The following is a 22,244-nucleotide window of genomic DNA, read 5'->3' as shown; positions in this document are numbered from 1 at the left end:
ATCCTTATTGATGCACGGCGAGCTGATACGCCGTGTATTTACGAATGTTGATCACGCCGGTGTCAAAAATCAGGTACTGCCCCTTGATCCCCAGCAGCGTGCCTTCGGCAATCGGGTTCTTGTCCAGGTTGAAGCTGACGATTTTGGCCGGGTATTGCTCGACCGGATAGCGGATTTCGAGAGGTTCTACATCGGCAATCGTCTGAATTGCTTGTAGGCCGAATCGCTGCTGCAGGCCTTGCAAGCCCTCGGCGCAGCTTTCAAACAGTTGATCGCGCACTTGCGCCAGATCCACCGCCGCCGCATCGCCCTTGAGCAAGGCGCGCCAGTTGGTCTTGTCGGCCACCTGACTGCGGAACAGGTCTTCGACGAAGCCCGACTGCTGGCGCGTCGATACGCGCATGATCGGCAGCGCCTGACTTGCGCCCTGATCGAGCCAGCGGATCGGCAACTGCGTGGCGCGAGTAATACCGACCTTGATCCCCGACGAGTTGGCCAGATACACCACATGATCAGTCATGCAGAACTTCTGACCCCACTCCGGCTCCCGGCAGGTGCCGGCCTCGAAGTGACAACGCTCCGGGCTCATGATGCACAGATCGCACTGCGCCAGTTTGGTCATGCACGGATAGCAGTAACCCTGACTGAAACTGGTTTTGGTCTTGCGCCCGCAATGGGTGCAATGAATCGCCCCCAGGTACTCCAGACGCACCGTGGTGCCGATCATGGGATTGACCGGCACCTCGACGTCATCCAGACGAAACGCGTATTGCACATTCGGCCCGTTCAGGCGCGCCGACATTTTGCTGATTGCACCGCGGCCAATCTCGATCAATGGATGGCATCCGACTTGAACAGGATGTTCGGTACTTCGATCGACTTCGACGCACATTCCTGCGGGCCCATGTAACCGGTGCGCTGATCTTCAGGCAGGTTCTGGATTTCCCAGGCGATCATCGCCTGCAGCGACAGCTCGCGCTGTTCGGCGGTGAGTTTGCCACCGTCGGACCACTTGCCGATTTCCACGGCCAGTTTCAGGCTCTCGTAGATGTCCGGGGTGATGTTTTTGATCATGTCGTTAAAAGAGGACATCAGGGTCTCCGTGCTCTTTATTCACTTAAAATTTCAGGCGGCCAGTTTACGGCGGTTATACAAACCGCCCAACAAACCGGTGAAGCATCCGATGAGTAACCCGCTGACGTGCGCGGCGTTGGCGATCTGGCCGAAACCGATCATCGAGACCAGTCCGGACATGCAAATCACCAGCCACACCAGCATCATCACCAGCACGCCTCGCGGCAGGCGATACGCCGGGTTCGGCGCCAGCAACTGGAAAATCCAGCAATGGCCGAGCAAACCGTAGAGCACGCCGGACAAGCCGCCAAACAGGCTCGGGCCGCTCCAGGCAAACTGCGCGTAGTTCGACACCAGGCTGAACAGCAGGGTCAGACCGAGCAGGTTGATGCTGCCCTGACGTGACTCGATGCGCCGCCCCAGTTCCCAGTACCACATGCCGTTCATGGCCAGGTGCAGGATGCCGAAGTGCAGCAGCATCGGCGTGAACAGGCGCCACCACTGCCCCGCCGCCAGGCTGTCGGCCAGCGGCGTGAACTGGATGTACTCGCCGACCACGCGGAAGTCGAGGAAGGTCAGCCAGCGAATGGTCTCGAGGTTGTCGCCCAGATAGGTCAGGCCACCGACCAGCAGGCTCAGCAGCAGGATCAACCCGGTGGCCTTGGCGTGTTTGAGTTGCTCGGCGAAGCTCGGACGCTTGAAAGTCGGCGCCAGCGGGATGTCCAGTTGCTGATCGGGATCGCCGGCCGGGAAGCGCTCGTACAGCGAACGCACGTCCTCGCTGATTTCCGAAGGCGCCCACAGCACCTGCTCGCCCGCCTCTTCGCTGACTCGATGCGGCACCTGCATCCGTTGCAGCAGCTTGACGAAACCGCTCAGGTCCACCGCCAACGGCAGACGCAATACCGCTACCGCACTCATTGCAGCACCTCCGGCCGCTCGACATCGACCCAGACAAATTTATGCGGATCCAGACGTGTTTCCTGATCCAGACGATAGGCCACCAGTTTGCCGTAGAGCACCGCGCTGTAATCGAGGCACGCGAGGTTCGGGCGGATCGGCGCCGGTTTGCCGCTGCGCCAGTAGTGGCCGACGAACAGCAACGGCTCGTCGATGCCATAGCGCAGCAGATTGTTTTTTTCGCTGGAGGTCAGCGGCTTCTGCGCCACCGGCTCCGGCAATGCATCCGGCTGGAAGACGATGTCGCCGTAGGTTTTCGGGTCGTCTTCCCAGAATTTGGTGCGGAAGAACGAGCGCACCAGACCGTCGCCGCTGGTCATGGTCAAGCCATCCGGCAGGCGCATGTCGGTGCCGCGCAGCAAGCGGTCGAACACGGTGCAGGCGAAACTGCCGGGCACGGCCGAGGCCTGGAGAAAATGCTCGTCGATGCGCGCATCGGGAAACAGCCCGCGCAATGGTTCGATCAGGCTGGCATCCCAACAGGCGTGCACCACACGGAAGCGCCCGGCATCAACCACCAGCGGCAGCTCGTAGAACCAGTTGAGGAAGTCATGCCAGTCGCCCGGATGGTCTTCGAACTGGGTCAGGGTTTCCTGCAGCAGGCGTGCATGGCGCGGCGTGTGCTCTCGGACGAACTGCTTGCCGCTGCCCGGCAGCGCCGGCGTGCTCCAGCCCAGTGCGTTGAATTCGTGATTGCCCATGATGCACAGCGCCTGCCCGGCCTCGACCATGTCGTGGACGATGTGCAGCGCCTCGCGGATTCGCGGGCCACGGTCGATGATGTCGCCGACGAACACGGCCATGCGCGATGGATGCCGCCAGACCCCGCCCTGCTTGTGATAACCGAGTCGGTCAAGCAAGTGTTCGAGGGTCAGGGCGCATCCGTGCACGTCACCAATCAAGTCATAACTGCGCGCGGGATCGAGCATCAGTCGCCTCCACCACCCAACTTGCTGCCCCAGCCGAGCTTGGTCCGGCAGACTTCGTAGTAGTTGTGGTCGAGCGGGTGAATCAGCCGCAGCTTCTGGGCTTTCTTGCTGACGGTGATGGTGTCGCCCGGCGCGCAGGTGAAGTGGTTCTGCCCGTCGCAAGAGACTTGCGGGTAGATCTGCATGTTTTTCGACACGACGATTTTCAGCTCACTGTTGCCATCGACCACAATTGGCCGACTCGACAACATATGGGGGTACATCGGCACGATCACAATGGCATCGAGCTTGGGATGCATGATCGGCCCGCCAGCGGACAACGCGTACGCGGTGGAACCGGTCGGGGTGGCGACGATCAGGCCGTCGGCCTTCTGGCTGCAGACGAACTGGCCGTCGATGTACAGCTCGAACTCGATCATCCGCGTCGATTTGCCCGGGTGCAGCACCACATCGTTCAGCGCATCGCCCTGGCCGATGGCCTCGGCGTGGCGGCGGACTTCGGCTTGCAGCAGGAAACGGTTTTCTACCAGATAGTGGCCGTCGAGCACCTTGGCCACTTCGACTTCCAGCTCATCGGGGCGAATGTCGGTGAGAAAACCGAGGCTGCCCCGATTGATCCCGAGTACCGGAATATTGTGCTTGGCCAGCGCCCGCGCGGCGCCGAGCAGGCTGCCGTCACCGCCGACGACGATGACCATGTCGCAGACTTCGCCGAGCATCTTGCGTGACGAGGTCTGCAGGCCGTGGCCCGGCAGGACTTCGGCGATGGTGTCTTCGAGAATCACGTGCAGGTGACGATCGAGCAGAAAGCGTTTCAGTCGGCGGACGGTATCCAGCACCTGGGAACTGCCCAGGCGACCGATGATGCCGATATTACGAAATTGCTCCATGGGACCTCTGCGGACAATCGAAAACGCGAAAAACACGATTATGGGCGAAAGCCCGCCATAGACAAAATCCTTTCAGCCTCAAGGGTGCGCGCGTGTTTCAGGCTATGCTCGCAAGATGATCCTGTTTCCCGACCTGCTTCAGTTGCCACACCAATTACGCCATCCCGAAGTGCGTGATCTGGCGTGGGTGATTCTCGCGCCGCCGATGCTGGCCGCGACGCCGTGGCCGCAGCGCCATCCGCTGGCCGGCAGCGACTGGGTCAGTGATCCGCAGCGCCTGGAGCACTGGCTGCGGCAACTTGATCGTGACAGTTATGGTTTGCTGCACTGGCTGTCGCAGGCGCGTACCCGGCGGCTGGGCCTGTATTACGAACGGTTGTGGCAGTTTGCCGTGGAGCATGCGCCGGGCATCGAACTGATTGCCGCCAACCTGCCGATCCGCCGCGAAGGCCACACCCTCGGTGAACTGGACATGCTGCTGCGCGACCGCGACGGTGTGCATCACCTGGAACTGGCGATCAAGCTCTATCTCGGCCCGCAGAATGGCGACGGCCACGACCCGGCGCAGTGGCTGGGGCCGGGCTGTCACGATCGACTGGACCGCAAACTGGCGCATCTGGCCGAACATCAACTGCCGATCTCGGCGCGCCCGGAAAGTCGCGAGGTGCTGGCGAAGCTGGATATCGAGGTGTTCAGTGCGCAGCTGTGGCTGGGCGGATACCTGTTATACCCGTGGCCCGGCACGTCTGCCTCACCGAGCGGCGCGCATCCGCAACATTTGCGCGGGAGCTGGCTGCATCAGAAGGATTGGCCGGCGTTCGTCGCTCAACGTCCGGCCGGGCGCTGGCAACCCCTGCCCCGCCATGCGTGGCTGGCGCCGGCACACTACCCGGCGGATCAGACCTGGAGTGCTGAACATCTGCAGATGTGGCTGGACGACCTGGAACCGATGGCCCCGGCGCAACTGCTGGTGCGCCTGACCGAGAATGCGCAGGGCGAATGGGAAGAGGCGGAGCGGTTGTTTCTGGTGGCGGATCTTTGGCCGAATGTGCCGGGGCAGGTGTGAGAGTTGTAGTGCCTTAACCGGCCCTATCGCGAGCAGGCTCACTCCTACAGGGGAACGCATTCCAAGGTAGGAGTGAGCCTGCTCGCGATTGGGGCAACTCGGTCTAAAGGGATAACCGCAATGCCAAAGCCGCCAAGGTAATCAACAACACCGGCACCGTCAGCACAATCCCGACCTTGAAGTAATAGCCCCAACCAATCCGGATATCCTTGCGCGCCAGCACATGCAGCCAGAGCAAGGTCGCCAGACTGCCGATCGGGGTGATTTTCGGCCCCAGGTCGCTGCCGATCACGTTGGCATAGATCATCGCTTCCTTGATCACACCGCTGGCCTGACTGGCATCGATCGACAACAAGCCGATCAGCACTGTCGGCAAGTTGTTCATGATCGATGACAACAACGCCGTCAGCACCCCGGTGCCCAGCGCCGCACCCCATACGCCGTACCCGGCGAACACATCCAGCCAGCCAGCGAGATACCCGGTCAGCCCGGCATTGCGCAGGCCATACACCACCAGATACATGCCGAGGGAGAAAATCACGATCTGCCACGGCGCTTCTTTCAGCACCTTGCGCGTGGAAATCTTGTGGCCTCGGGCGGCGATCCCCAGCAGCAGCGCCGCGCAGACCGCCGAGATCGCGCTGATCGGGATGCCCATCTGTTCGAGGAAGAAGCAGCCGATCAACAGGATCACCAGCACCACCCAGCCGGCATAGAACGTGGCCTTGTCGTGGATCGCCGTGTGCGGCTGTTCGAGCTGTTCGGGGTCGTAAGCCTTGGGAATGTCGCGGCGGAAAAACCACATCAGCACGCCGAGCGTCGCGGCCACGCTGACGAAGTTGACCGGCACCATCACCGCCGCATAGCGGTTGAAGCCGATGTGAAAGAAGTCCGCCGAAACGATGTTGACCAGGTTCGACACCACCAGCGGCAGGCTCGCGGTGTCGGCGATGAAGCCGGCGCCCATGACGAACGCCAGGGTCGCCGCCGGGGAAAAGCGCAGCGCCAGCAGCATCGAAATCACGATCGGCGTGAGGATCAGCGCCGCGCCGTCATTGGCGAACAACGCCGATACCAGCGCGCCGAGCAGCACCATGAAGGCAAACAGCTTGCGCCCACTGCCCCGCCCCCAGCGCGCCACGTGCAGCGCGGCCCAGGCGAAGAACCCGGCTTCGTCGAGCAACAGGCTGATGATGATCAGTGCGACGAAGGTGCCGGTGGCGTTCCAGATGATCTGCCACACCAGCGGGATGTCGCTCAAGTGCACGACGCCGAAGATCAGCGCCAGCACGGCACCGAGCGTCGCGCTCCAGCCGACCCCGAGGCCTTTGGGTTGCCAGATGACAAGGGTGATGGTCAGCAGGAAAATCAGTGACGCAGCGAGCATTCGCGACAGCCTTCAATTATTCAATGAGTGGAGATCCAAATGTGGGAGCGGGCTTGCTCGGGAAGGCGGTGTGTCAGATGACAACTTTGTGTCTGACACACCGCCTTCCCGAGCAAGCCCGCTCCCACAGGATCTCTGTTTTATCGCAGCTCTGACCAGATTATTTTTTGTGTTGTTCCACAAATTTCCCATACGCATTGATGAAATTCTGCAGGAACGGTTTCACCGACTCGCTCAACTTGCCCGCCTCGTCAAACGCCGAACCCGCGCCACCCAGATACGCTTCCGGCTGCTGCATGCACGGCACATCGAGAAACACGAAGGACTGGCGCAAATGCTGGTTGGCACCAAAACCGCCAATCGCCCCCGGCGACACGCTGATCACCGCACCCGGTTTGCCGCTCCAGACGGCTTTGCCATACGGCCGCGAACCCACGTCAATCGCATTCTTCAAAGGCGCCGGCACCGAGCGGTTATATTCCGGGGTGACGAACAGCACCGCGTCGGAAGAACCGACTTCCTGGCGGAAAGTGCTGTAGGCTGCCGGCGGTGAATCGCCGTCGATGTCTTCGTTATAGAGTGGCAGGTCGCCAATCTCGACAATCTTCAGTTTGAGGTTCGCCGGTGCCAGCTCGGCCAGCGCCAGCGCGACTTTGCGGTTGATCGATGCTTTGCGCAGGCTGCCGACGACTACAGCGACGTTGTAGACATTGCTCATGGAAGACTCTCGACTGTCGGTGGGAAGAGCCAGTAGTTATAGATGATTCGATGACAGTTTCACCAGCGAGCAAGGGAAATTCCTGCGCGCTGATTATTTTTTTCCTGTAGGAAAACTTACAGGGCTTGATGACGGTCTACCAAGCCGCAAATCAAGCGTTTTATCTCCAGAGGTTCTAAGCAGATGGCAGCAGTACTCGTCGGTCAGTTCCATGCAAGAGATGCGGAAGGCCGCGTTTATTCCGTGCATGAGTTCCAGGAATCCACCCCGTCGGCAGACGGTTCCACTGGCTCGGAGCCGATTTACAAACTGGCCATTGGCGATCGCGTCAACAAAGTCAGTGACACCGAGTTTCTCCTGGTTCAGTCAGGTATCACCCTGACCCGCGAGCCTGAGACGACCGTCGCGTCATAACTGGCCGTTATGAGCAGAAGTCATATGCGCAGACTTGGGGTAGGATTCAGCCACTGACCCCACCTGCTGAACATGGACTTCACGCATGCGTTTACGTCATATCGAAGTGATTCAGGCGCTCTTGCAGACCGGTCACCTGGGCACCGCCGCCGAATGGCTGCAGCTCCCGGTGACCGAGGTCGAAGAGCGTTTGCGCGAAGCCGAGAGCGAGTTGGGGTTCATGCTGTTCGCCAGCGTACGCGGTCGATTGCAATCGACGCCCGAAGCGCGGGCGCTGCAAGTCGAGATCGCTCATGTCTATGAGGCACTGGAACCGGTGCAGCGCTTGGCCAGCAGCCTCAAGCAATACCTCGCCCCGCCCCTGCGCATCATCGGCACCCCGCCGCTGGCGCAACAGCTGTTGCCGCAAAGTATCGCGCTGCTGCGCCGACGCTTGCCCGACGCTCCTTGCCGCTTGCTCAGCTCTCCGACCTGCGACATCGTCCGCAGCCTGCTGCTGCGCGAAAGCGATCTGGGCCTGAGCCTGCACGATCCGGAACACCCCGACATCCACTGCCAGCCATTGGCCCACGGCAAGCTGCAACTGCTCGCGCCCCACGGCTGGCTGCAACCGAAGCAGAAATACATTTCCCTGCAGGATCTCGCTGGCCAGGCAATGGTCGGCCTCGAAGGCCACGACCCGTTGAGCCCGGCGCTGGAGAACAAACTCCAGGCCCTGCGCCCGGCACCGAGCATCCAGACCCGAGTGCAAACTCATCAGATGATGCGCAGCATGGTCGAGGCCGGCGAAGGCCTGGCCATCGTCGACCCATTCACCGCCCTCGGCGCGCGGACGAGCGGACTGGATGTCTGCCCGTTGTCACCGGCGGTGCCGATCAGCCTGTATGCCCTGACCTACCGACACAGCGCCACGCCGACAGCGGTTCAGACCCTGCTGACGATCATCACGGAACAAGCCGAGGCGATGCTGGCGAGCTGAGCGGGTTTTCCAGCGGGTTATCGAACAGCCGGTACCAGAACAGCGCAATTTCCGCGGTGTTCGGATCAATCCCGCGATAACGTAGATGGTCGATACCGCCAATCTCGTAGCCACAACGCTCATACAAACGACAGGCGCCGAGGTTGTTGTTCTGGGTTTCGAGCATGATCCCCGGCAGTTTTTTCTTGCGACTCCAGAACTGCGCGACATCCAGCAACGCCTTGGCCACACCATGCCGGCGCGCCGGTGCGTGTACCGCCAGCTCATCGATATGGGCAAAGCCGTTCCAGTTGGTGCTGATCACCAGATGACCGACCGGCTCATCATCGAGATACGCCATGAAAATCGCGCTGTCGGCAGCATCGCGATAGCTGCTGAACTCTTCAGGGTCGATGCCATAGCACTTGCGGTACGGCACGATCGGCGTCACCGCCCAGCGCTCGACCGGTTGGCCAATGACGGCGGCACCGTACGCGGCGACCTCGAAACTGAAGTCGCTGCCCCAGATGTACGCCGCGAAACCATCGTCGGCGACGCGCACCGACAGCCCTGGGTATTTCGGATTCATGACCGGTTGCATACTCGGAAAGGTCCTCATTCCTTGACGCAATCGACGGTGTACTGCCGTCCATTGCCCTCGTCTTCATGTTGCAGTCCATGCACATCAGCGACAAAACCGGGGAAGCTGCTGTCGAACGTGCGGGCAAACTTCAGGTAGTCAATGATCGAGCGGGTTGCCTCGGTAAAGCGCTCCCCCGGCATGATCAACGGAATTCCCGGTGGATACGGCACCAGCATCACCGCCGCGATCCTTCCTTCCAGCTCATCGATCGGCACCGCCTCGACTTCGCCGCGCACCAGATGATCATAGGCATGGGCCGGCTTCATTGCGATTTCCGGCAGCACCGTGTACATGCGTTTCAGATGTTTGGCGGTGGCGTTGCTGCGGTAACAGGCGTGCAGTTGATCGCACAGATCGCGCAGGCCCATGCCGCGATAGCGCAGGCCCATGCCGCGATAGCGCGCGGTGTCTTGCTGCGCCACGCACGGCAGGCAGGTCGCGAGACTGATGTTGGCGTCGTAACTGCGCTTGAACTCCAGCAACTCGGTGAGCAGCGTGCTCCACTTGCCTTTGGTGATGCCCATCGAGAACAGCACCAGGAACGAATACAGCCCGGTCTTCTCCACCACCAGCCCGCGCTCCCAGAGAAACTTGCTGACCACCGCTGCCGGGATGCCCTTCTCGCTCAGCGCGCCACCGGCATTCAACCCGGGCATGACCAGGGTCACTTTGATCGGGTCGAGCAGCACATAGTCGTCACTGACTTCGCCGAAGCCGTGCCAGTCGGCGTCCGGCTGCAGCAGCCAGTCTTCAGTCTGCACCCGGTCGATGCCTTCGACGCCGGGCGGCTGCCAGATCGAGAACCACCAGTCGTCCGCCGCAATGTGCTGGCGCAGATTGGCCAGCGCCCGGCGAAAACTCAGCGCTTCATCGAAGGTTTCCTGCAACAGCGAACGCCCGGCCGGGCCTTCCATCATGGCCGAGGCCACATCCAGCGAAGCGATGATGCTGTACTGCGGCGAGGTTGAGATGTGCATCATGAACGCTTCGTTGAAACGGTCACGGTCCAGTTGCCGCGCTCCGCCGTCCTGCACATGAATCATCGAGGCCTGGCTGAACGCGGCGAGCAGCTTGTGCGTGGAATGAGTGGTGAACACCAGCGGGCTGTCTTCGGTGCGCGAGGTGGCCATGCCATAACGCCCGGCGAAGAACTCGTGAAACGCCGCGTAGGCGTACCACGCCTCATCGAAATGCAGCACTTCCACGCTATTGCCCAGGCTCTGCTTGATCAGCTCGGCGTTGTAGCACAGGCCGTCGTAGGTCGAATTGGTCACCACCGCCAGTTTGACTTTCGGCGCCCGGCCCTTGGTCAGCGGGCTGGCGTCGATCTTCGCCTGAATCGATTCGCGACTGAATTCGCTCAGCGGAATCGGGCCGATGATCCCCAGTTCATTACGCTCGGGGCAAAGGTACAGCGGGATCGCGCCGGTCATGATGATCGCGTGCAGCACCGACTTGTGGCAGTTGCGATCGACCAGCACCAGATCATCCCGACCGACCATCGAGTGCCAGACGATCTTGTTGGCGGTCGAGGTGCCATTGATCACGAAAAACGTGTGATCGGCACCGAAGTTGCGCGCCGCGCGTTCTTCGGCCTCAGCCAGCGGGCCGGTGTGATCGAGCAGCGAACCGAGTTCCGGCACCGATACCGACAAGTCCGAACGCAGGGTGTTTTCGCCAAAGAACTGATGAAACGCCTGCCCCACCGGACTCTTGTGATAGGCCACGCCACCGCCATGCCCGGGGGTGTGCCAGGAATAGTTGGAATCGGCGGTGTGCTGCACCAGCGCTTTGAAAAACGGCGGCAACAGACCATCCAGATATTTGCGCGCCGCCCGCGCCACTTGCCGGGCCAGAAACGGCACGGTGTCTTCGAACAGATAGAGAATGCCGCGCAGTTGATTGAGTTCGGCCATGGCATCAGCCGGGGCGTTTTCCAGGGTGACCTGTTCGCCCAGCGCGAAGATCGGCAGATCCGGCGCCCGCACTCGCGCCAGACCGATCAGTTCAGCCATGTTTTGGAGTAGATGCGAGTGGGTGCTGGCGTCTTCGGCAGCGATCAGCATGCACGCCAGACCATGATGGGTGGAGGCCACCAACCGCCCTTCGGTGTAGTCGATGGCCGAAACGATATTGAAACCTTCCTGCTCCAACTCCCGGGCGATGCCACGGATACGGTCACCGGCGACCGTGTCGGCCTTGATGTCGCGGTGGACGATCAACACCGGAAACTTCAAATCTTTGTACATGAGGCTCAGTGTCCCGAGGCGGCGGATCAAAGTCTGCCAATGCACTCAGGGTAGAGGGTTGCAGCGAAAGTGGCGAGGGTGGCCAGTTGGCTTCATTCAGCCTGACTCGGCTTTTGTGGCGAGGGAGCTTGCTCCCGCTGGGGCGCGAAGCGGCCCCCAGTATTCGTTCAGCATCAATAGTGCATTCAGGTTTTATGACTGCTTCGCAGCCAAGCGGGAGCAAGCTCCCTCGCCACAGAGGGGATCAAGCTTGAGCATCAGCCTCGGCAATCTGCGTCCACAGCGCCGGAGCGCCCGCCGACTTGGCGATGATTTCCAGCCGCGCCATATGCGCCGCCAGTTCCTCTTCCGTCGCCCGAATGATCCGCGCAGGCTGACGACTCGCCGGCAGACGACGGATTTCGGTGGCGGAGTTGTCCGCGCCCTCGCCCGTGCCATTGCCGTCGGAAGCGTTGCCGGCCAGCGACAGGCTGGTCTGGCCACCGGTCATGGTCAGGTAGACGTCGGCGAGAATCTCCGAGTCGAGCAAGGCGCCGTGCAGTTCACGGCCAGAGTTGTCGACGCCATAACGTTTGCACAAGGCGTCGAGGCTGTTGCGCTGCCCCGGGTGACGTTCCCGGGCCATCATCAGGGTGTCGAGGATGGTGCAGTGCTGCGTGATGTCAGCGCGATCGTGCTGACCCATCAAGGCAAATTCGTTGTTGATGAAGCCAACGTCGAACGCCGCGTTATGGATGATCAGTTGCGCGCCGTTGATGAACTCGAAGAACTCGTCGGCCACTTCGGCGAAGCGCGGTTTGCCGACGAGGAATTCGTTGGTGATGCCGTGAACGCCGATCGCGCCTTCGTCACTCTCGCGATCCGGTTGCAGGTAGACGTGAAAGTGCCGGCCCGTCAGGCGCCGACCGATCAGTTCGACACAGCCGATTTCAATGATCCGGTGACCATCGGTCACCGGCATGCCGGTGGTTTCGGTATCGAGTACAACGGATCTGGTGGCCATCAGTGTTCAGTTCTCAACGGGGCAATCGTGCAAAAGCGGCGATGTTAACACGCTCGGTGGGGGTGTTTCAGTCAGACCGCGTCGCTCCATTCGCGAGCAAGCCCGCTCCCACACTGGATCCGCGGTCGGCACAATCCTGATAGACACAGGAAATCCAGGGTGGGAGCGGGCTTGCTCGCGAAGGCCACGACTCGGTGCAACGGCGGGAATCAGCTCTGCTTGTACCCACGAACCTCATCCACCCCACGGTTGGCCAACTGGTCAGCCCGTTCGTTACCGTGATGACCAATGTGCCCGCGCACCCACTTCCAGGTGACCTTGTGGCGATTGACCTGCTCATCCAGCTCTTTCCACAAATCAGCGTTTTTCACCGGCTCTTTCGCCGCTGTCTTCCAGCCGCGTTTTTTCCAGTTGGCCATCCACTCGTTGATGCCCTTCATCACGTATTGCGAGTCGGTCACCAGCAGCACTTCGCACGGCCGCTTCAAGGCTTCGAGGCCACGGATGGCGCCGAGCAGTTCCATGCGGTTGTTGGTGGTGTTGGCTTCGCCGCCCCACAGTTCCTTTTCGACGCCCTTGCACACCAGCAAGGCGCCCCAGCCGCCCGGGCCGGGGTTGCCCTTGCAGGCACCGTCGGTGAACAGTTCTACGCTATCGACGCTTTCGCTCATGCCACTCTATCCAGAAAAATGCCTGGCCCCGTCAATCGCGGATCGACGATGGCCGCGGCCGGAACAAGTCCGGCCACTATAAAAAGAAGGTTTACGGTTCGATACGACGGCGGTTGACCTTGGCCATCGGCAGCGGAATCAGCTTGCCCATCGGCTCGCGGCGTTCCTGACGCACCGGACGCAGGCCGACCACGATCTTGCGCGCGACCAATAAATAGAAGCCACCGCCCGACAGTTGCCAGTCGCCGGCCTTGCGTTCCCAGCCGGCCAGTCGGGCCTGCCACTTGGGCGACGCGAGCGGCGGACGATAGCACCCGAAGCGGCGTTTCTCCAGCGCAAAGCCCAGCAGATTGAGCCAGTCGGCGACCCGCGATGGCGAGATACAGCGTGCCTGGCGCAAGGCGTCGTGGGCAAATACGTGGCGCAAACCCCAGGTGCTCCAGGGGTTGATGCCGATGATCAGCAGATGCCCGCCGGGGCGTACACTGCTTGCCGCTTCGCGCAGCAAACCGTGGGGCGACAGGCAAAAATCCAGACCGTGCTGCAACACCACCACGTCGGCGGCGTGCTCGCTCAACGGCCAGGCCTGTTCCTCGCAGACGATCTCGACACCCGGCAACGGCGCGCCGAGCCGCACGTTGCGCTGCACCTGCGGCGCCGACGGCGGAGTCTGGGCCGACGGCCCGTAATGCACCAGGTAGCCGCCGAAGAACCGCCCCAACTCGTCTTCGAGCATGCGCCGTTCTTCATCCAGCAGAAATTGCCCGAGCGGGCCGGCCAGCCATTCACGGGCCGCGCCGATCAACGCCAGCCAGTCGGGATCGGCCTGAGCGAACGCTTTATCGGTCATGTCATTCTCCAACGCCGCTAGAAGCTCTAAGATGCGCCAATGTTTTCCGCTTGGCGAATTCCGACGATGATACAGATCAGTGCCCTGCCCGCGTTCACCGACAACTACATCTGGTTGTTACAGGATCACCGCACCCAGCGTTGCGCCGTGGTCGACCCGGGCGATGCCGCGCCGGTGCAGGCCTGGCTGGCCGCGCACCCGGGCTGGGTGTTGAGCGACATTCTGATCACCCATCACCATCACGATCACGTCGGCGGCGTCGAACGCCTGAAAACGGCAACCGGCGCTAAAGTCTACGGCCCGGCCAGCGAAAACATCCCGGGGCGTGATGTGGCGCTCAAGGACAACGACAAGGTCAGCGTCCTCGGCTGGGACTTCGATGTCTATGCGGTGCCCGGTCACACCCTCGGCCACATTGCCTATTACCACCACGGCCTGCTGTTTTGCGGCGACACCCTGTTCGCCGCCGGTTGCGGGCGTCTGTTCGAAGGTACGCCAGAACAGATGCACCACTCGCTCAGCCGCCTCGCCAGCTTGCCCGAGGATACGCTGGTGTATTGCACCCATGAATACACCCTGAGCAATCTGAAGTTTGCTGCGGCAGTCGAACCGAGCAACCCGGACATTGCCGCCCGTCTGGAAAAAGTCACCCAACAACGGGAAAAAGGCGTGATGACCCTGCCCTCGACCCTGGCCCTGGAAAAGCTCACAAATCCGTTTTTGCGTACCGCTGAAACATTAGTTACACAAAAAGTGGACGAACGGGCAGGCGCTCAAAACCGGGCGCCGAGTGAGGTTTTTGCGGCTCTGCGGGCATGGAAAGATAAGTTCTAAGTGACTCACCAGCTGGTACAAAAATTCTGAATGGTTGACCGCAGGGGGTGCGCTTTCTAGAATCGCCCGACATTTTTGCCCGGAACTTACTTCCAGCCAATGTCGTCATCCATACGTAAGTCCGTCAATTCAGACACGCTGACCCGTCTGGCGCAAGCCATCGCGGTGGCTGTGTCCGCCACGTTGGCGGGCTGTTCCAGCCATGCTCCGCAGCCTGAAGCGAGCCATACGCCGAACATTGCTGCGCGAGCCAAGCAGAAACCGATCTGGCTCAGCGAAAAGCCCAGCCCGCAGGTGCCTCAGGACATCTGGGAGCGCATGCGCGGTGGTTTCCAGCTGCAGGACGGCCTGGGCGTCAACCCGCGCATCGAGCAGCAGCGGCTGTGGTTTGCCAGCAACCCGTCCTTTCTGGAGAACGCCGGCGAACGCGGAAGCCTCTACATTCATTACATCGTCGAACGCCTCGAAGAGCGCAATATGCCGCTGGAACTGGCCCTGCTGCCAGTGATCGAGAGCGCCTACAACCCGATGGCCTATTCCCGGGCCGACGCATCGGGCCTGTGGCAATTCATTCCGTCCACCGGTCGTTACTACAACCTGCGCCAGACCCGCTTCTATGATGGCCGTCGCGATATTACCGCCTCGACCACCGCCGCGATGGACTACCTGACTCGTCTGCACGACATGTTCAACGGTGACTGGCTGCTGGCCCTGGCGGCCTATAACGCCGGTGAAGGCACGGTCAGCCGCGCCATCGAGCGTAATGAGAAGCTTGGCCTGCCGACCGACTACTGGAACCTGTCGTCGTTGCCGGCGGAAACCCAGGCCTACGTGCCGAAGCTGCTGGCCCTGTCGCAAGTGGTGCTGGCCCCGGAAGCCTACGGGGTGAACCTCAACCCGATCGCCAACGAACCGTATTTCCAGGTCGTCGAAATCAACCAGCGCATGGACCTGTCCAAGGTCGCAGCGGTGGCCAACATCGACGAAGACGAGCTGTTCCAGCTCAACCCGGCTTTCAAGCAGCGCACCACCATCGACGGTCCTCAGCATCTGCTGGTGCCGACGTCCAAGGCGCAATTGCTGACCGCCAGCCTGCAGACCATGCGGCCTGAAGAGCTGATCAGCCCGCGTTCGCTGAAGCCGGTGTTCGACGGTGCCGACCCGACTGAAGTGGCGAAGCTCAAGCGCGCCTATCGGGTCAAACGCGGCGACAATCTCGGTTCCATCGCCAAGGCCAACAAGGTCGAAGTCAAGGACCTGCAGCGCTGGAACAAGCTGACCGGCAAAAACCTCAAGGTCGGCCAGACCCTGGTGATGCAGGACAACACCAAGCGCACCCCGGCGCGCAGCGGTGGCCGGGTCAACACGGTGATCGCTGCCAACAGCAAGACCAAAGGCAAGGCCGACAGCCAGCAGCAGACCCAGTACAAGGTCAAGCGTGGCGACACATTGTATGTGGTGGCCAAGCGTTTCAACGTCGAGATGCAGCATCTCAAGCGCTGGAACCCGGGTGCCGGCAAGGCCCTCAAGCCCGGGCAGATGCTCACGGTTTATCAGCCGCACTGACAACAGAAGAGCCCCTGAAATTCAGGGGCTTTTTTTGCTTTTGTGGGAGCGGGCTTGCTCGCGAATGCGGTCTGTTAGCCGCATATGAAGGTGACTGATACACCGCATTCGCGAGCAAGTCGAATCGTCGCACCGCCGCTCCCACCGAAAGCAAACGCAATCGAAGGCGATTAAGCCCCCATTAACCCGCATCTTTTTCCTGTCCAGACAAGCTGTTACTGTACGGCCCACAAAGCCCAAGCCGCCTGGATCGGATCTGACTTGAAGCGTCCCCTCCTCCTGCTCCTGATCAGCCTGGCCTTGAGCTCACCCGCAAGCGCGACGATTACCGAGAGTCACGGTTATGCGCAGTTCGGCACGCTCAAGTACCCGGCCAGATTTACCCACTTCGACTGGGTCAACCCGCAAGCGCCCAAGGGCGGTACGTTGCGGGTGATGGCGTTCGGCACCTTCGATACGGTCAACCCGTACACCTTCAAGGGCACCAGCCCGGTCACCACACCGAATTTCCTGCAGTACGGCATCAACGAGCTGAACGAACCGCTGATGGTCGGCACCGGCCAGTATTCGCCGTCCGGTGACGAACCGGCGTCCAGTTATGGCTTAATCGCGCAATCGGTGGAGTACAGCGAAGATCGCAGCTGGGTGGTGTTCAATCTGCGCCCGGAAGCACGCTTTCACGACGGCACCCAGATCACCGCTTACGACGTGGCGTTCTCCTACCGAACACTGCTCAAGGACGGCCACCCGCTGTACCGCACCGCCCTGCAGGAAGTCTCGCGGGTCGACATCCTCAACCCGCAGCGCATTCGTTTCGTGATGAAACGCTCGGGCAATCCGTTACTGATCCTGCGCCTCGGCGAGTTGCCGGTGCTGCCACAGCATTACTGGAAGGATCGCGACTTCAAGGCCACCACCTTCGAGCCACCGCTGGGCAGTGGCCCATACCGCATCACCTCGGTGACGCCGGGGCGGCAGCTGATTTTCGAGCGGGTCAAGGATTACTGGGGCAAGGACCTGCCGGTCAATCGCGGCAAGTACAACTTCGATCGCATGGAAGTCGAGTTCTACCGCGACAGTGACGTGGCCTTCGAAGCGTTCAAGGCCGGCGAATTCGACATCTACATCGAGCATCAGGCGAAGAACTGGGCCAACGGCTACAACTTTCCGGCGGTGCGCCGTGGCGAAGTGATCAAGGCGCAGATTCCGCACCAGATCCCGACCCAGAGCCAGGGCCTGTTCATGAACACCCGGCGCGCAACCTTCAGCGACGTCAAGGTGCGCGAAGCGCTGGGCCTGATGTTCGACTTCGAATGGACCAACCGTGCGCTGTTCAGCGACGCCTACCAGCGCACCACCAGCTACTACCCCAACAGCGAATTCAGCGCCAGCGGCCTGCCGGTCGGGCATGAATGGCTGATGCTCAAGCCATACAAGGATCAGTTACCGGCGAAGCTGTTCACCGAGCCGTTCAGCCTGCCGCAGACCGACGGCCGCGGCATCCCCCGGGAAACCATGCGCAAGGCGCTGGCGCTGCTCACCGAGGCCGGCTGGAAGCTCAACGGCCAGCGCCTGCAAAACACCGCAGGGCAGCCGCTGAGCTTCGAACTGTTGCTGGTCAATCCGAACCTTGAGCGGATCCTCCAGCCCTATATCGAGAACCTCAACAGCATCGGCATCGACGCGCGCCTGCGCACGGTGGATCGCGCCCAGTACAAACAGCGTCTGGACCAGTTCGATTTCGACATGATCCTGATGACCCTCAACCAGACCCTCAGCCCGGGTCTGGAGCAATGGCAGTACTTCCATTCCAGTCAGGTCGGGGTCAAGGGCAGCAAGAATTACGCCGGCATTGCCAACCCGGTGGTCGATCACCTGCTCGAACAATTGCTCGCCGCGCAAACCCGCGACGAACAGGTCGCCGCCGGCAAGGCGCTGGACCGCGTGCTGCTGTGGCAGCACTACAGCATTCCCAACTGGTACCTCAATTATCACCGACTGGCCTACCGCAACCGGTTGGCCTTCGTCACCACGCCGCCCTACACCCTGGGCCTGAGCGCGTGGTGGCTGAAATCTTCGGAGAACAATAAATGACGCCCATCCGCGCCCTGCTCGTGCAGGCCAGCGGTCTGCTGTTCGCCGGGCTGGCGATTGCCGCCCCGCAACACGCTGTGACCCTGTACAACGAGCCGCCGAAATACCCGGCGGACTTCAAGCAGTTCGATTACGTGAACCCCGACGCGCCCAAGGGCGGGATCTTCCGTCAGGCCGGGTTCGGCGGCTTCGACAGCCTCAACCCGTTCATCAGCAAAGGCGTGCCGGCCGATGATGTCGGGCAGATCTACGACACCCTGACCAAGCACAGTCTCGACGAACCGTTCACCGAGTACGGCCTGATCGCCGCAAAGATCGAGAAAGCCCCGGACAACAGCTGGGTACGTTTCTACCTGCGCCCGGAAGCGCGTTTTCACGATGGCCATCCGGTGCGCGCCGAAGACGTGGTGTTCAGCTTCCAGACCCTGACCAAGGACGGCTCGCCGCTGTTTCGCGGCTACTACAGCGATGTCGAAGAGGCCATCGCCGAAGACCCGCTCAAGGTGTTGTTCAAGTTCAAGCACACCAACAATCGCGAGTTGCCGCTGATCCTCGGTCAGCTCCCGGTGCTGCCGAAACACTGGTGGGCCAGTCGTGATTTTTCCAAGGGCAATCTGGAGATCCCGCTGGGCAGCGGCCCGTACAAGGTCGCCGAAGTGAAAGCCGGGCGCTCGGTGCGCTATGAACGGGTCAAGGACTACTGGGGCAAGGATCTGCCGGTCAATCGCGGGTTCTACAACTTCGACGTAATGACCACCGATTACTACCGCGACAACACCGTCGCCGTCGAAGCGCTGAAGGCCGGCCAGTTCGATTACTGGCTGGAAATGACCGCGAAGAACTGGGCCAACGCCTACAACATTCCAGCAGTGACCGAGGGTCGGCTGATCAAGGAACAGATCGCCAACAGCAACCCGACCGGCATGCAGGGCTTCGTTTTCAACCTGCGCCGTCCGGTGTTTCAGGATGTGCGGGTGCGCCAGGCGCTCGGCCTGCTGTTTGATTTCGAATGGACCAACAAACAGCTGTTCAACGGTGCCTACTTCCGCACCCGCAGCTATTTCGAGAACTCGGAAATGGCCGCCACCGGCCTGCCCGACGCCGAGCAACGGGCGATCCTCGAACCGTTTCGCAGCAAACTGCCGGCGCAGGTATTCAGCGAGGCCTTCGAGAACCCGAAGACCGACGCCAGCGGCATGATCCGCGCACAGCAGCGCGAGGCCTATCAATTGCTGCAAGAGGCTGGCTGGAAGATCGTCGACGACAAAATGGTCGACGCCAGCGGCAAACCGGTGGTCATCGAGTTCCTCCTGGCACAAACCGAATTCGAACGCGTGCTGCTGCCGTTCAAACGCAATCTGGCCGACCTCGGCATCGATCTGGTGATCCGCCGTGTCGACGTTTCGCAATACATCAACCGCGTGCGCTCGCGGGACTTCGACATGATGGTCGGCAGCTTCCCGCAATCCAACTCGCCGGGCAACGAGCAGCGCGAATTCTGGATGAGCGCCGCCGCCGACAAACCGAGCAGCCGCAACACCATGGGCCTGAAGGATCCGATCGTCGATCAACTGGTGGAAAACCTGATCAACGCCGACTCGCGCAGCAGCCTGGTGGCTCACGCCCGGGCGCTGGATCGGGTGCTGCAATGGGGTTACTACGTGGTTCCCAACTGGCACATCAAGACCTGGCGCGTGGCTTACTGGAACCACATCGGTCACCCGAAAGTCTCGCCCAAATACGACATCGGGATTAACACCTGGTGGGTCAAGCCTGACGCGAAGCCCGCCATAGAAGTCGAAACCAAACTGCAAGCCGACCCTGTGGGCACGGAGTAATCAGATGCTGGCGTATATCTTTCGGCGACTGCTGCTGATCATCCCGACCCTGTTCGGGATTCTGCTGATCAACTTCGTGATCATCCAGGCCGCGCCCGGCGGCCCGGTGGAGCAGATGATCGCCAAGCTCGAAGGCTTCGAAGGCGCCACCAGCCGCATCGCCGGTGGCGGTGCCGAAGTATCGGTGGCCGGCTCCGCGTATCGTGGCGCGCAAGGCCTGGACCCGGCGCTGATCAAGGAAATCGAGCACATGTACGGGTTCGACAAGTCGGCCCCGGAACGTCTGTGGATCATGGTCAAGAACTACGCGAAGCTGGATTTCGGCGACAGTTTTTTCCGTGACGCCAAGGTCATCGACCTGATCAAGGAAAAGATGCCGGTGTCGATCTCGCTCGGGCTGTGGAGCACGCTGATCATGTACCTGGTGTCGATCCCGCTGGGGATCGCCAAAGCCACCCGACACGGCAGCCACTTCGACGTCTGGACCAGCTCCGCGATCATCATCGGCTACGCGATCCCGGCGTTCCTGTTTGCGATTCTGCTGATCGTGGTGTTTGCCGGCGGCAGTTATCTGGACTGGTTCCCGCTACGCGGGCTGACCTCGAACAACTTTGATGAGCTGAGCCTGGGCGGCAAGATTCTCGACTACTTCTGGCACCTGGCGCTGCCGGTGACCGCGCTGGTAATCGGCAACTTCGCGACCATGACCTTGCTGACCAAAAACAGCTTCCTCGACGAGATCAACAAGCAGTACGTGGTCACCGCCAAGGCCAAAGGCCTGACGCGCAATCGCGTGCTCTACGGCCACGTGTTCCGCAACGCCATGCTGCTGGTGATTGCCGGGTTCCCGTCAGCGTTCATCGGCATCTTCTTCACCGGCTCGTTGCTGGTGGAGGTGATCTTCTCCCTCGACGGCCTCGGCCTGATGAGTTTCGAAGCGGCGATCAATCGCGATTACCCGGTGGTGTTCGGCACTCTGTTCATCTTCACCCTGCTCGGTCTGGTGGTGAAACTGATCGGCGACCTCACTTACACCCTGGTCGATCCGCGCATCGACTTCGCCAGCCGGGAGCATTGAGATGAATCTGTCCCCTCTCAACCGCCGCCGGTTCGAACTGTTCAAGGCCAACAAGCGTGGCTGGTGGTCGCTGTGGCTGTTTCTGATCCTGTTCGGCCTGAGCCTCGGCGCCGAGCTGATCGCCAACGACAAGCCGCTGGTGGTGCATTACGACAACAACTGGTACTTCCCGGCGATCAAGCGCTACCCGGAAACCACCTTCGGCGGCGAGTTCCCGCTGGAAGCCAACTACAAGAGCCCGTACATCCGCGAACTGCTCAAGGCCAAGGATGCGTGGGTGTTGTGGGCGCCGATCCCCTACAGCTACCAGAGCATCAACTACGACCTGAAAGTCCCGGCCCCGGCCCCGCCCTCGGCGGACAACCTGCTGGGCACCGACGATCAGGGCCGCGATGTGCTGGCGCGGGTGATCTACGGCTTCCGCATTTCGGTACTGTTCGCGCTGACCCTGACTGTGCTCAGCTCGATCATCGGCGTGATTGCCGGCGCGCTGCAGGGTTTCTATGGCGGCTGGGTCGATCTGGCCGGGCAACGCTTTCTGGAGATCTGGTCGGGATTGCCGGTGCTGTACCTGCTGATCATCCTTGCCAGTTTCGTCCAGCCGAATTTCTGGTGGCTGCTGGGGATCATGCTGCTGTTCTCGTGGATGAGCCTGGTCGACGTGGTGCGCGCCGAGTTCCTGCGTGGCCGCAACCTCGAATACGTACGTGCGGCACGGGCGCTGGGCATGCAGAACGGTGCGATCATGTTCCGCCACATCCTGCCCAACGCGATGGTCTCGACCATGACCTTCATGCCGTTCATTCTTACCGGCGCCATCGGCACCCTGACCGCGCTGGATTTCCTCGGTTTCGGTTTGCCGGCCGGCAGTCCGTCGCTGGGTGAACTGGTGGCCCAGGGCAAATCCAACTTGCAGGCACCATGGCTGGGCATTAGCGCGTTCGCGGTGCTGGCGCTGATGTTGAGTTTGCTGGTGTTTATCGGCGAGTCCGCTCGCGATGCCTTCGACCCGAGGAAGTGAA

The 22,244-nt window shown here is 61.2% G+C and carries 21 protein-coding genes; 9 read left to right on the top strand and 12 right to left on the bottom strand.

All coding sequences use genetic code 11. The features are described from left to right. Positions 1 to 4: 4 nt before the first annotated feature. From V3W27_RS18660 to V3W27_RS18640, 5 genes are read right to left on the bottom strand one after another with little or no spacing between them, the layout of a single operon-like run. Positions 5 to 835, bottom strand: coding sequence for a DUF2797 domain-containing protein (locus V3W27_RS18660; RefSeq protein ID WP_330207236.1), 831 nt, complete (start codon positions 833 to 835; stop codon positions 5 to 7). Next, positions 832 to 1,092, bottom strand: a complete 261-nt coding sequence (locus V3W27_RS18655) for a YeaC family protein (protein WP_003224178.1) — start codon at positions 1,090 to 1,092, stop codon at positions 832 to 834. Before V3W27_RS18655 ends, V3W27_RS18660 begins: the two co-directional genes overlap by 4 nt. Positions 1,093 to 1,125: 33 nt before the next feature. Further along, a complete protein-coding gene (locus V3W27_RS18650; protein ID WP_135295536.1) occupies positions 1,126 to 1,995 on the bottom strand; it encodes a rhomboid family intramembrane serine protease in 870 nt (289 codons plus the stop codon). Continuing rightward, entirely contained in the window at positions 1,992 to 2,966 is a 975-nt protein-coding gene (locus V3W27_RS18645; protein ID WP_371917819.1) for a metallophosphoesterase, read from the bottom strand. Before V3W27_RS18645 ends, V3W27_RS18650 begins: the two co-directional genes overlap by 4 nt. Continuing rightward, positions 2,963 to 3,853, bottom strand: a complete 891-nt coding sequence (locus tag V3W27_RS18640; RefSeq protein ID WP_003224174.1) for an NAD(+) kinase — start codon at positions 3,851 to 3,853, stop codon at positions 2,963 to 2,965. The genes V3W27_RS18645 and V3W27_RS18640 overlap by 4 nt, the downstream gene beginning before the upstream one ends. 115 nt (positions 3,854 to 3,968) lie before the next feature. Here V3W27_RS18640 and V3W27_RS18635 point away from each other — a divergent pair, with 115 nt between their 5' ends. Continuing rightward, positions 3,969 to 4,919 carry a DUF1853 family protein gene (locus V3W27_RS18635; protein ID WP_330207235.1) on the top strand — a complete coding sequence of 317 codons (951 nt, stop codon included), beginning with the start codon at positions 3,969 to 3,971 and terminating at the stop codon, positions 4,917 to 4,919. Between the two features lie 103 nt (positions 4,920 to 5,022). On the opposite strand, the gene V3W27_RS18630 is transcribed toward V3W27_RS18635, so the two are convergent. Further along, the gene (locus tag V3W27_RS18630) at positions 5,023 to 6,306 is read right to left on the bottom strand and encodes an arsenic transporter (RefSeq protein ID WP_027613141.1); all 1,284 of its coding nucleotides are present in this window, start codon (positions 6,304 to 6,306) and stop codon (positions 5,023 to 5,025) included. A gap of 160 nt (positions 6,307 to 6,466) precedes the next feature. Beyond that, entirely contained in the window at positions 6,467 to 7,024 is a 558-nt protein-coding gene (locus V3W27_RS18625; protein ID WP_027613142.1) for an NADPH-dependent FMN reductase, read from the bottom strand. Positions 7,025 to 7,207: 183 nt separating this feature from the next. On the opposite strand from V3W27_RS18625, the gene V3W27_RS18620 reads away from it, so the two are divergent. Continuing rightward, positions 7,208 to 7,438: a hypothetical protein gene (locus V3W27_RS18620; protein WP_007965845.1), complete on the top strand. Its 231-nt coding sequence runs from the start codon at positions 7,208 to 7,210 to the stop codon at positions 7,436 to 7,438. 85 nt (positions 7,439 to 7,523) lie between these two features. Next, positions 7,524 to 8,417 (top strand): LysR substrate-binding domain-containing protein, encoded by an 894-nt coding sequence (locus tag V3W27_RS18615; RefSeq protein WP_330207234.1) that lies wholly within the window; start codon positions 7,524 to 7,526, stop codon positions 8,415 to 8,417. Here V3W27_RS18615 and V3W27_RS18610 read toward each other — a convergent pair. From V3W27_RS18610 to V3W27_RS18590, 5 genes are all read right to left on the bottom strand, one after another. After that, positions 8,383 to 8,997 carry a GNAT family N-acetyltransferase gene (locus tag V3W27_RS18610; RefSeq protein WP_041067268.1) on the bottom strand — a complete coding sequence of 205 codons (615 nt, stop codon included), beginning with the start codon at positions 8,995 to 8,997 and terminating at the stop codon, positions 8,383 to 8,385. The genes V3W27_RS18615 and V3W27_RS18610 overlap by 35 nt on opposite strands. 14 nt (positions 8,998 to 9,011) lie before the next feature. Next, positions 9,012 to 11,288 carry an arginine/lysine/ornithine decarboxylase gene (locus V3W27_RS18605; protein WP_330207233.1) on the bottom strand — a complete coding sequence of 759 codons (2,277 nt, stop codon included), beginning with the start codon at positions 11,286 to 11,288 and terminating at the stop codon, positions 9,012 to 9,014. A gap of 244 nt (positions 11,289 to 11,532) precedes the next feature. Next, the gene (gene dnaQ, locus V3W27_RS18600) at positions 11,533 to 12,291 is read right to left on the bottom strand and encodes a DNA polymerase III subunit epsilon (protein WP_330207232.1); all 759 of its coding nucleotides are present in this window, start codon (positions 12,289 to 12,291) and stop codon (positions 11,533 to 11,535) included. 209 nt (positions 12,292 to 12,500) lie between these two features. Next, positions 12,501 to 12,962, bottom strand: a complete 462-nt coding sequence (gene rnhA / locus V3W27_RS18595) for a ribonuclease HI (RefSeq protein ID WP_003224162.1) — start codon at positions 12,960 to 12,962, stop codon at positions 12,501 to 12,503. A 91-nt stretch (positions 12,963 to 13,053) separates the two neighbouring features. Beyond that, a complete protein-coding gene (locus tag V3W27_RS18590; RefSeq protein ID WP_003224159.1) occupies positions 13,054 to 13,812 on the bottom strand; it encodes a methyltransferase domain-containing protein in 759 nt (252 codons plus the stop codon). A gap of 66 nt (positions 13,813 to 13,878) precedes the next feature. Here V3W27_RS18590 and gloB point away from each other — a divergent pair, with 66 nt between their 5' ends. The 6 genes from gloB to V3W27_RS18560 all read left to right on the top strand — a co-directional run bounded on the left by gloB (position 13,879) and on the right by V3W27_RS18560 (position 22,243). Next, positions 13,879 to 14,646, top strand: coding sequence for a hydroxyacylglutathione hydrolase (gloB, locus tag V3W27_RS18585; RefSeq protein ID WP_330207231.1), 768 nt, complete (start codon positions 13,879 to 13,881; stop codon positions 14,644 to 14,646). A gap of 99 nt (positions 14,647 to 14,745) precedes the next feature. Beyond that, positions 14,746 to 16,212: a LysM peptidoglycan-binding domain-containing protein gene (locus V3W27_RS18580; protein ID WP_247268505.1), complete on the top strand. Its 1,467-nt coding sequence runs from the start codon at positions 14,746 to 14,748 to the stop codon at positions 16,210 to 16,212. Positions 16,213 to 16,473: 261 nt separating this feature from the next. Further along, a complete protein-coding gene (locus V3W27_RS18575) occupies positions 16,474 to 18,306 on the top strand; it encodes an extracellular solute-binding protein (RefSeq protein ID WP_330207230.1) in 1,833 nt (610 codons plus the stop codon). Continuing rightward, complete coding sequence (locus tag V3W27_RS18570; RefSeq protein ID WP_330207229.1) at positions 18,303 to 20,144, top strand: extracellular solute-binding protein; 1,842 nt, start codon at positions 18,303 to 18,305, stop codon at positions 20,142 to 20,144. Before V3W27_RS18575 ends, V3W27_RS18570 begins: the two co-directional genes overlap by 4 nt. 4 nt (positions 20,145 to 20,148) lie before the next feature. Continuing rightward, positions 20,149 to 21,222, top strand: coding sequence for a microcin C ABC transporter permease YejB (locus tag V3W27_RS18565; protein WP_003224148.1), 1,074 nt, complete (start codon positions 20,149 to 20,151; stop codon positions 21,220 to 21,222). A gap of 1 nt (position 21,223) precedes the next feature. Next, positions 21,224 to 22,243, top strand: a complete 1,020-nt coding sequence (locus tag V3W27_RS18560; protein ID WP_103485052.1) for an ABC transporter permease — start codon at positions 21,224 to 21,226, stop codon at positions 22,241 to 22,243. Position 22,244: the final 1 nt, after the last annotated feature.

Origin of the sequence: Pseudomonas sp. AM14(2022) (assembly GCF_036346455.1) — a bacterium.
Classification (GTDB): Bacteria; Pseudomonadota; Gammaproteobacteria; order Pseudomonadales; family Pseudomonadaceae; genus Aquipseudomonas; species Aquipseudomonas putida_A.
The sequence above is the reverse complement of the archived record's forward strand: the minus strand, read 5'-3'. Positions and strand labels throughout refer to the sequence as shown.

Coding starts and splice junctions, on each gene's coding strand:
- V3W27_RS18655 (WP_003224178.1), bottom strand. CDS start 1,092: ATGTCCTCTTTTAACGACATGATCAAAAACATCACCCCGGACATCTAC.
- V3W27_RS18650 (WP_135295536.1), bottom strand. CDS start 1,995: ATGAGTGCGGTAGCGGTATTGCGTCTGCCGTTGGCGGTGGACCTGAGC.
- V3W27_RS18640 (WP_003224174.1), bottom strand. CDS start 3,853: ATGGAGCAATTTCGTAATATCGGCATCATCGGTCGCCTGGGCAGTTCC.
- V3W27_RS18635 (WP_330207235.1), top strand. CDS start 3,969: ATGATCCTGTTTCCCGACCTGCTTCAGTTGCCACACCAATTACGCCAT.
- V3W27_RS18630 (WP_027613141.1), bottom strand. CDS start 6,306: ATGCTCGCTGCGTCACTGATTTTCCTGCTGACCATCACCCTTGTCATC.
- V3W27_RS18625 (WP_027613142.1), bottom strand. CDS start 7,024: ATGAGCAATGTCTACAACGTCGCTGTAGTCGTCGGCAGCCTGCGCAAA.
- V3W27_RS18620 (WP_007965845.1), top strand. CDS start 7,208: ATGGCAGCAGTACTCGTCGGTCAGTTCCATGCAAGAGATGCGGAAGGC.
- V3W27_RS18615 (WP_330207234.1), top strand. CDS start 7,524: ATGCGTTTACGTCATATCGAAGTGATTCAGGCGCTCTTGCAGACCGGT.
- V3W27_RS18610 (WP_041067268.1), bottom strand. CDS start 8,997: ATGCAACCGGTCATGAATCCGAAATACCCAGGGCTGTCGGTGCGCGTC.
- V3W27_RS18605 (WP_330207233.1), bottom strand. CDS start 11,288: ATGTACAAAGATTTGAAGTTTCCGGTGTTGATCGTCCACCGCGACATC.
- dnaQ (WP_330207232.1), bottom strand. CDS start 12,291: ATGGCCACCAGATCCGTTGTACTCGATACCGAAACCACCGGCATGCCG.
- rnhA (WP_003224162.1), bottom strand. CDS start 12,962: ATGAGCGAAAGCGTCGATAGCGTAGAACTGTTCACCGACGGTGCCTGC.
- V3W27_RS18590 (WP_003224159.1), bottom strand. CDS start 13,812: ATGACCGATAAAGCGTTCGCTCAGGCCGATCCCGACTGGCTGGCGTTG.
- gloB (WP_330207231.1), top strand. CDS start 13,879: ATGATACAGATCAGTGCCCTGCCCGCGTTCACCGACAACTACATCTGG.
- V3W27_RS18580 (WP_247268505.1), top strand. CDS start 14,746: ATGTCGTCATCCATACGTAAGTCCGTCAATTCAGACACGCTGACCCGT.
- V3W27_RS18570 (WP_330207229.1), top strand. CDS start 18,303: ATGACGCCCATCCGCGCCCTGCTCGTGCAGGCCAGCGGTCTGCTGTTC.
- V3W27_RS18565 (WP_003224148.1), top strand. CDS start 20,149: ATGCTGGCGTATATCTTTCGGCGACTGCTGCTGATCATCCCGACCCTG.
- V3W27_RS18560 (WP_103485052.1), top strand. CDS start 21,224: ATGAATCTGTCCCCTCTCAACCGCCGCCGGTTCGAACTGTTCAAGGCC.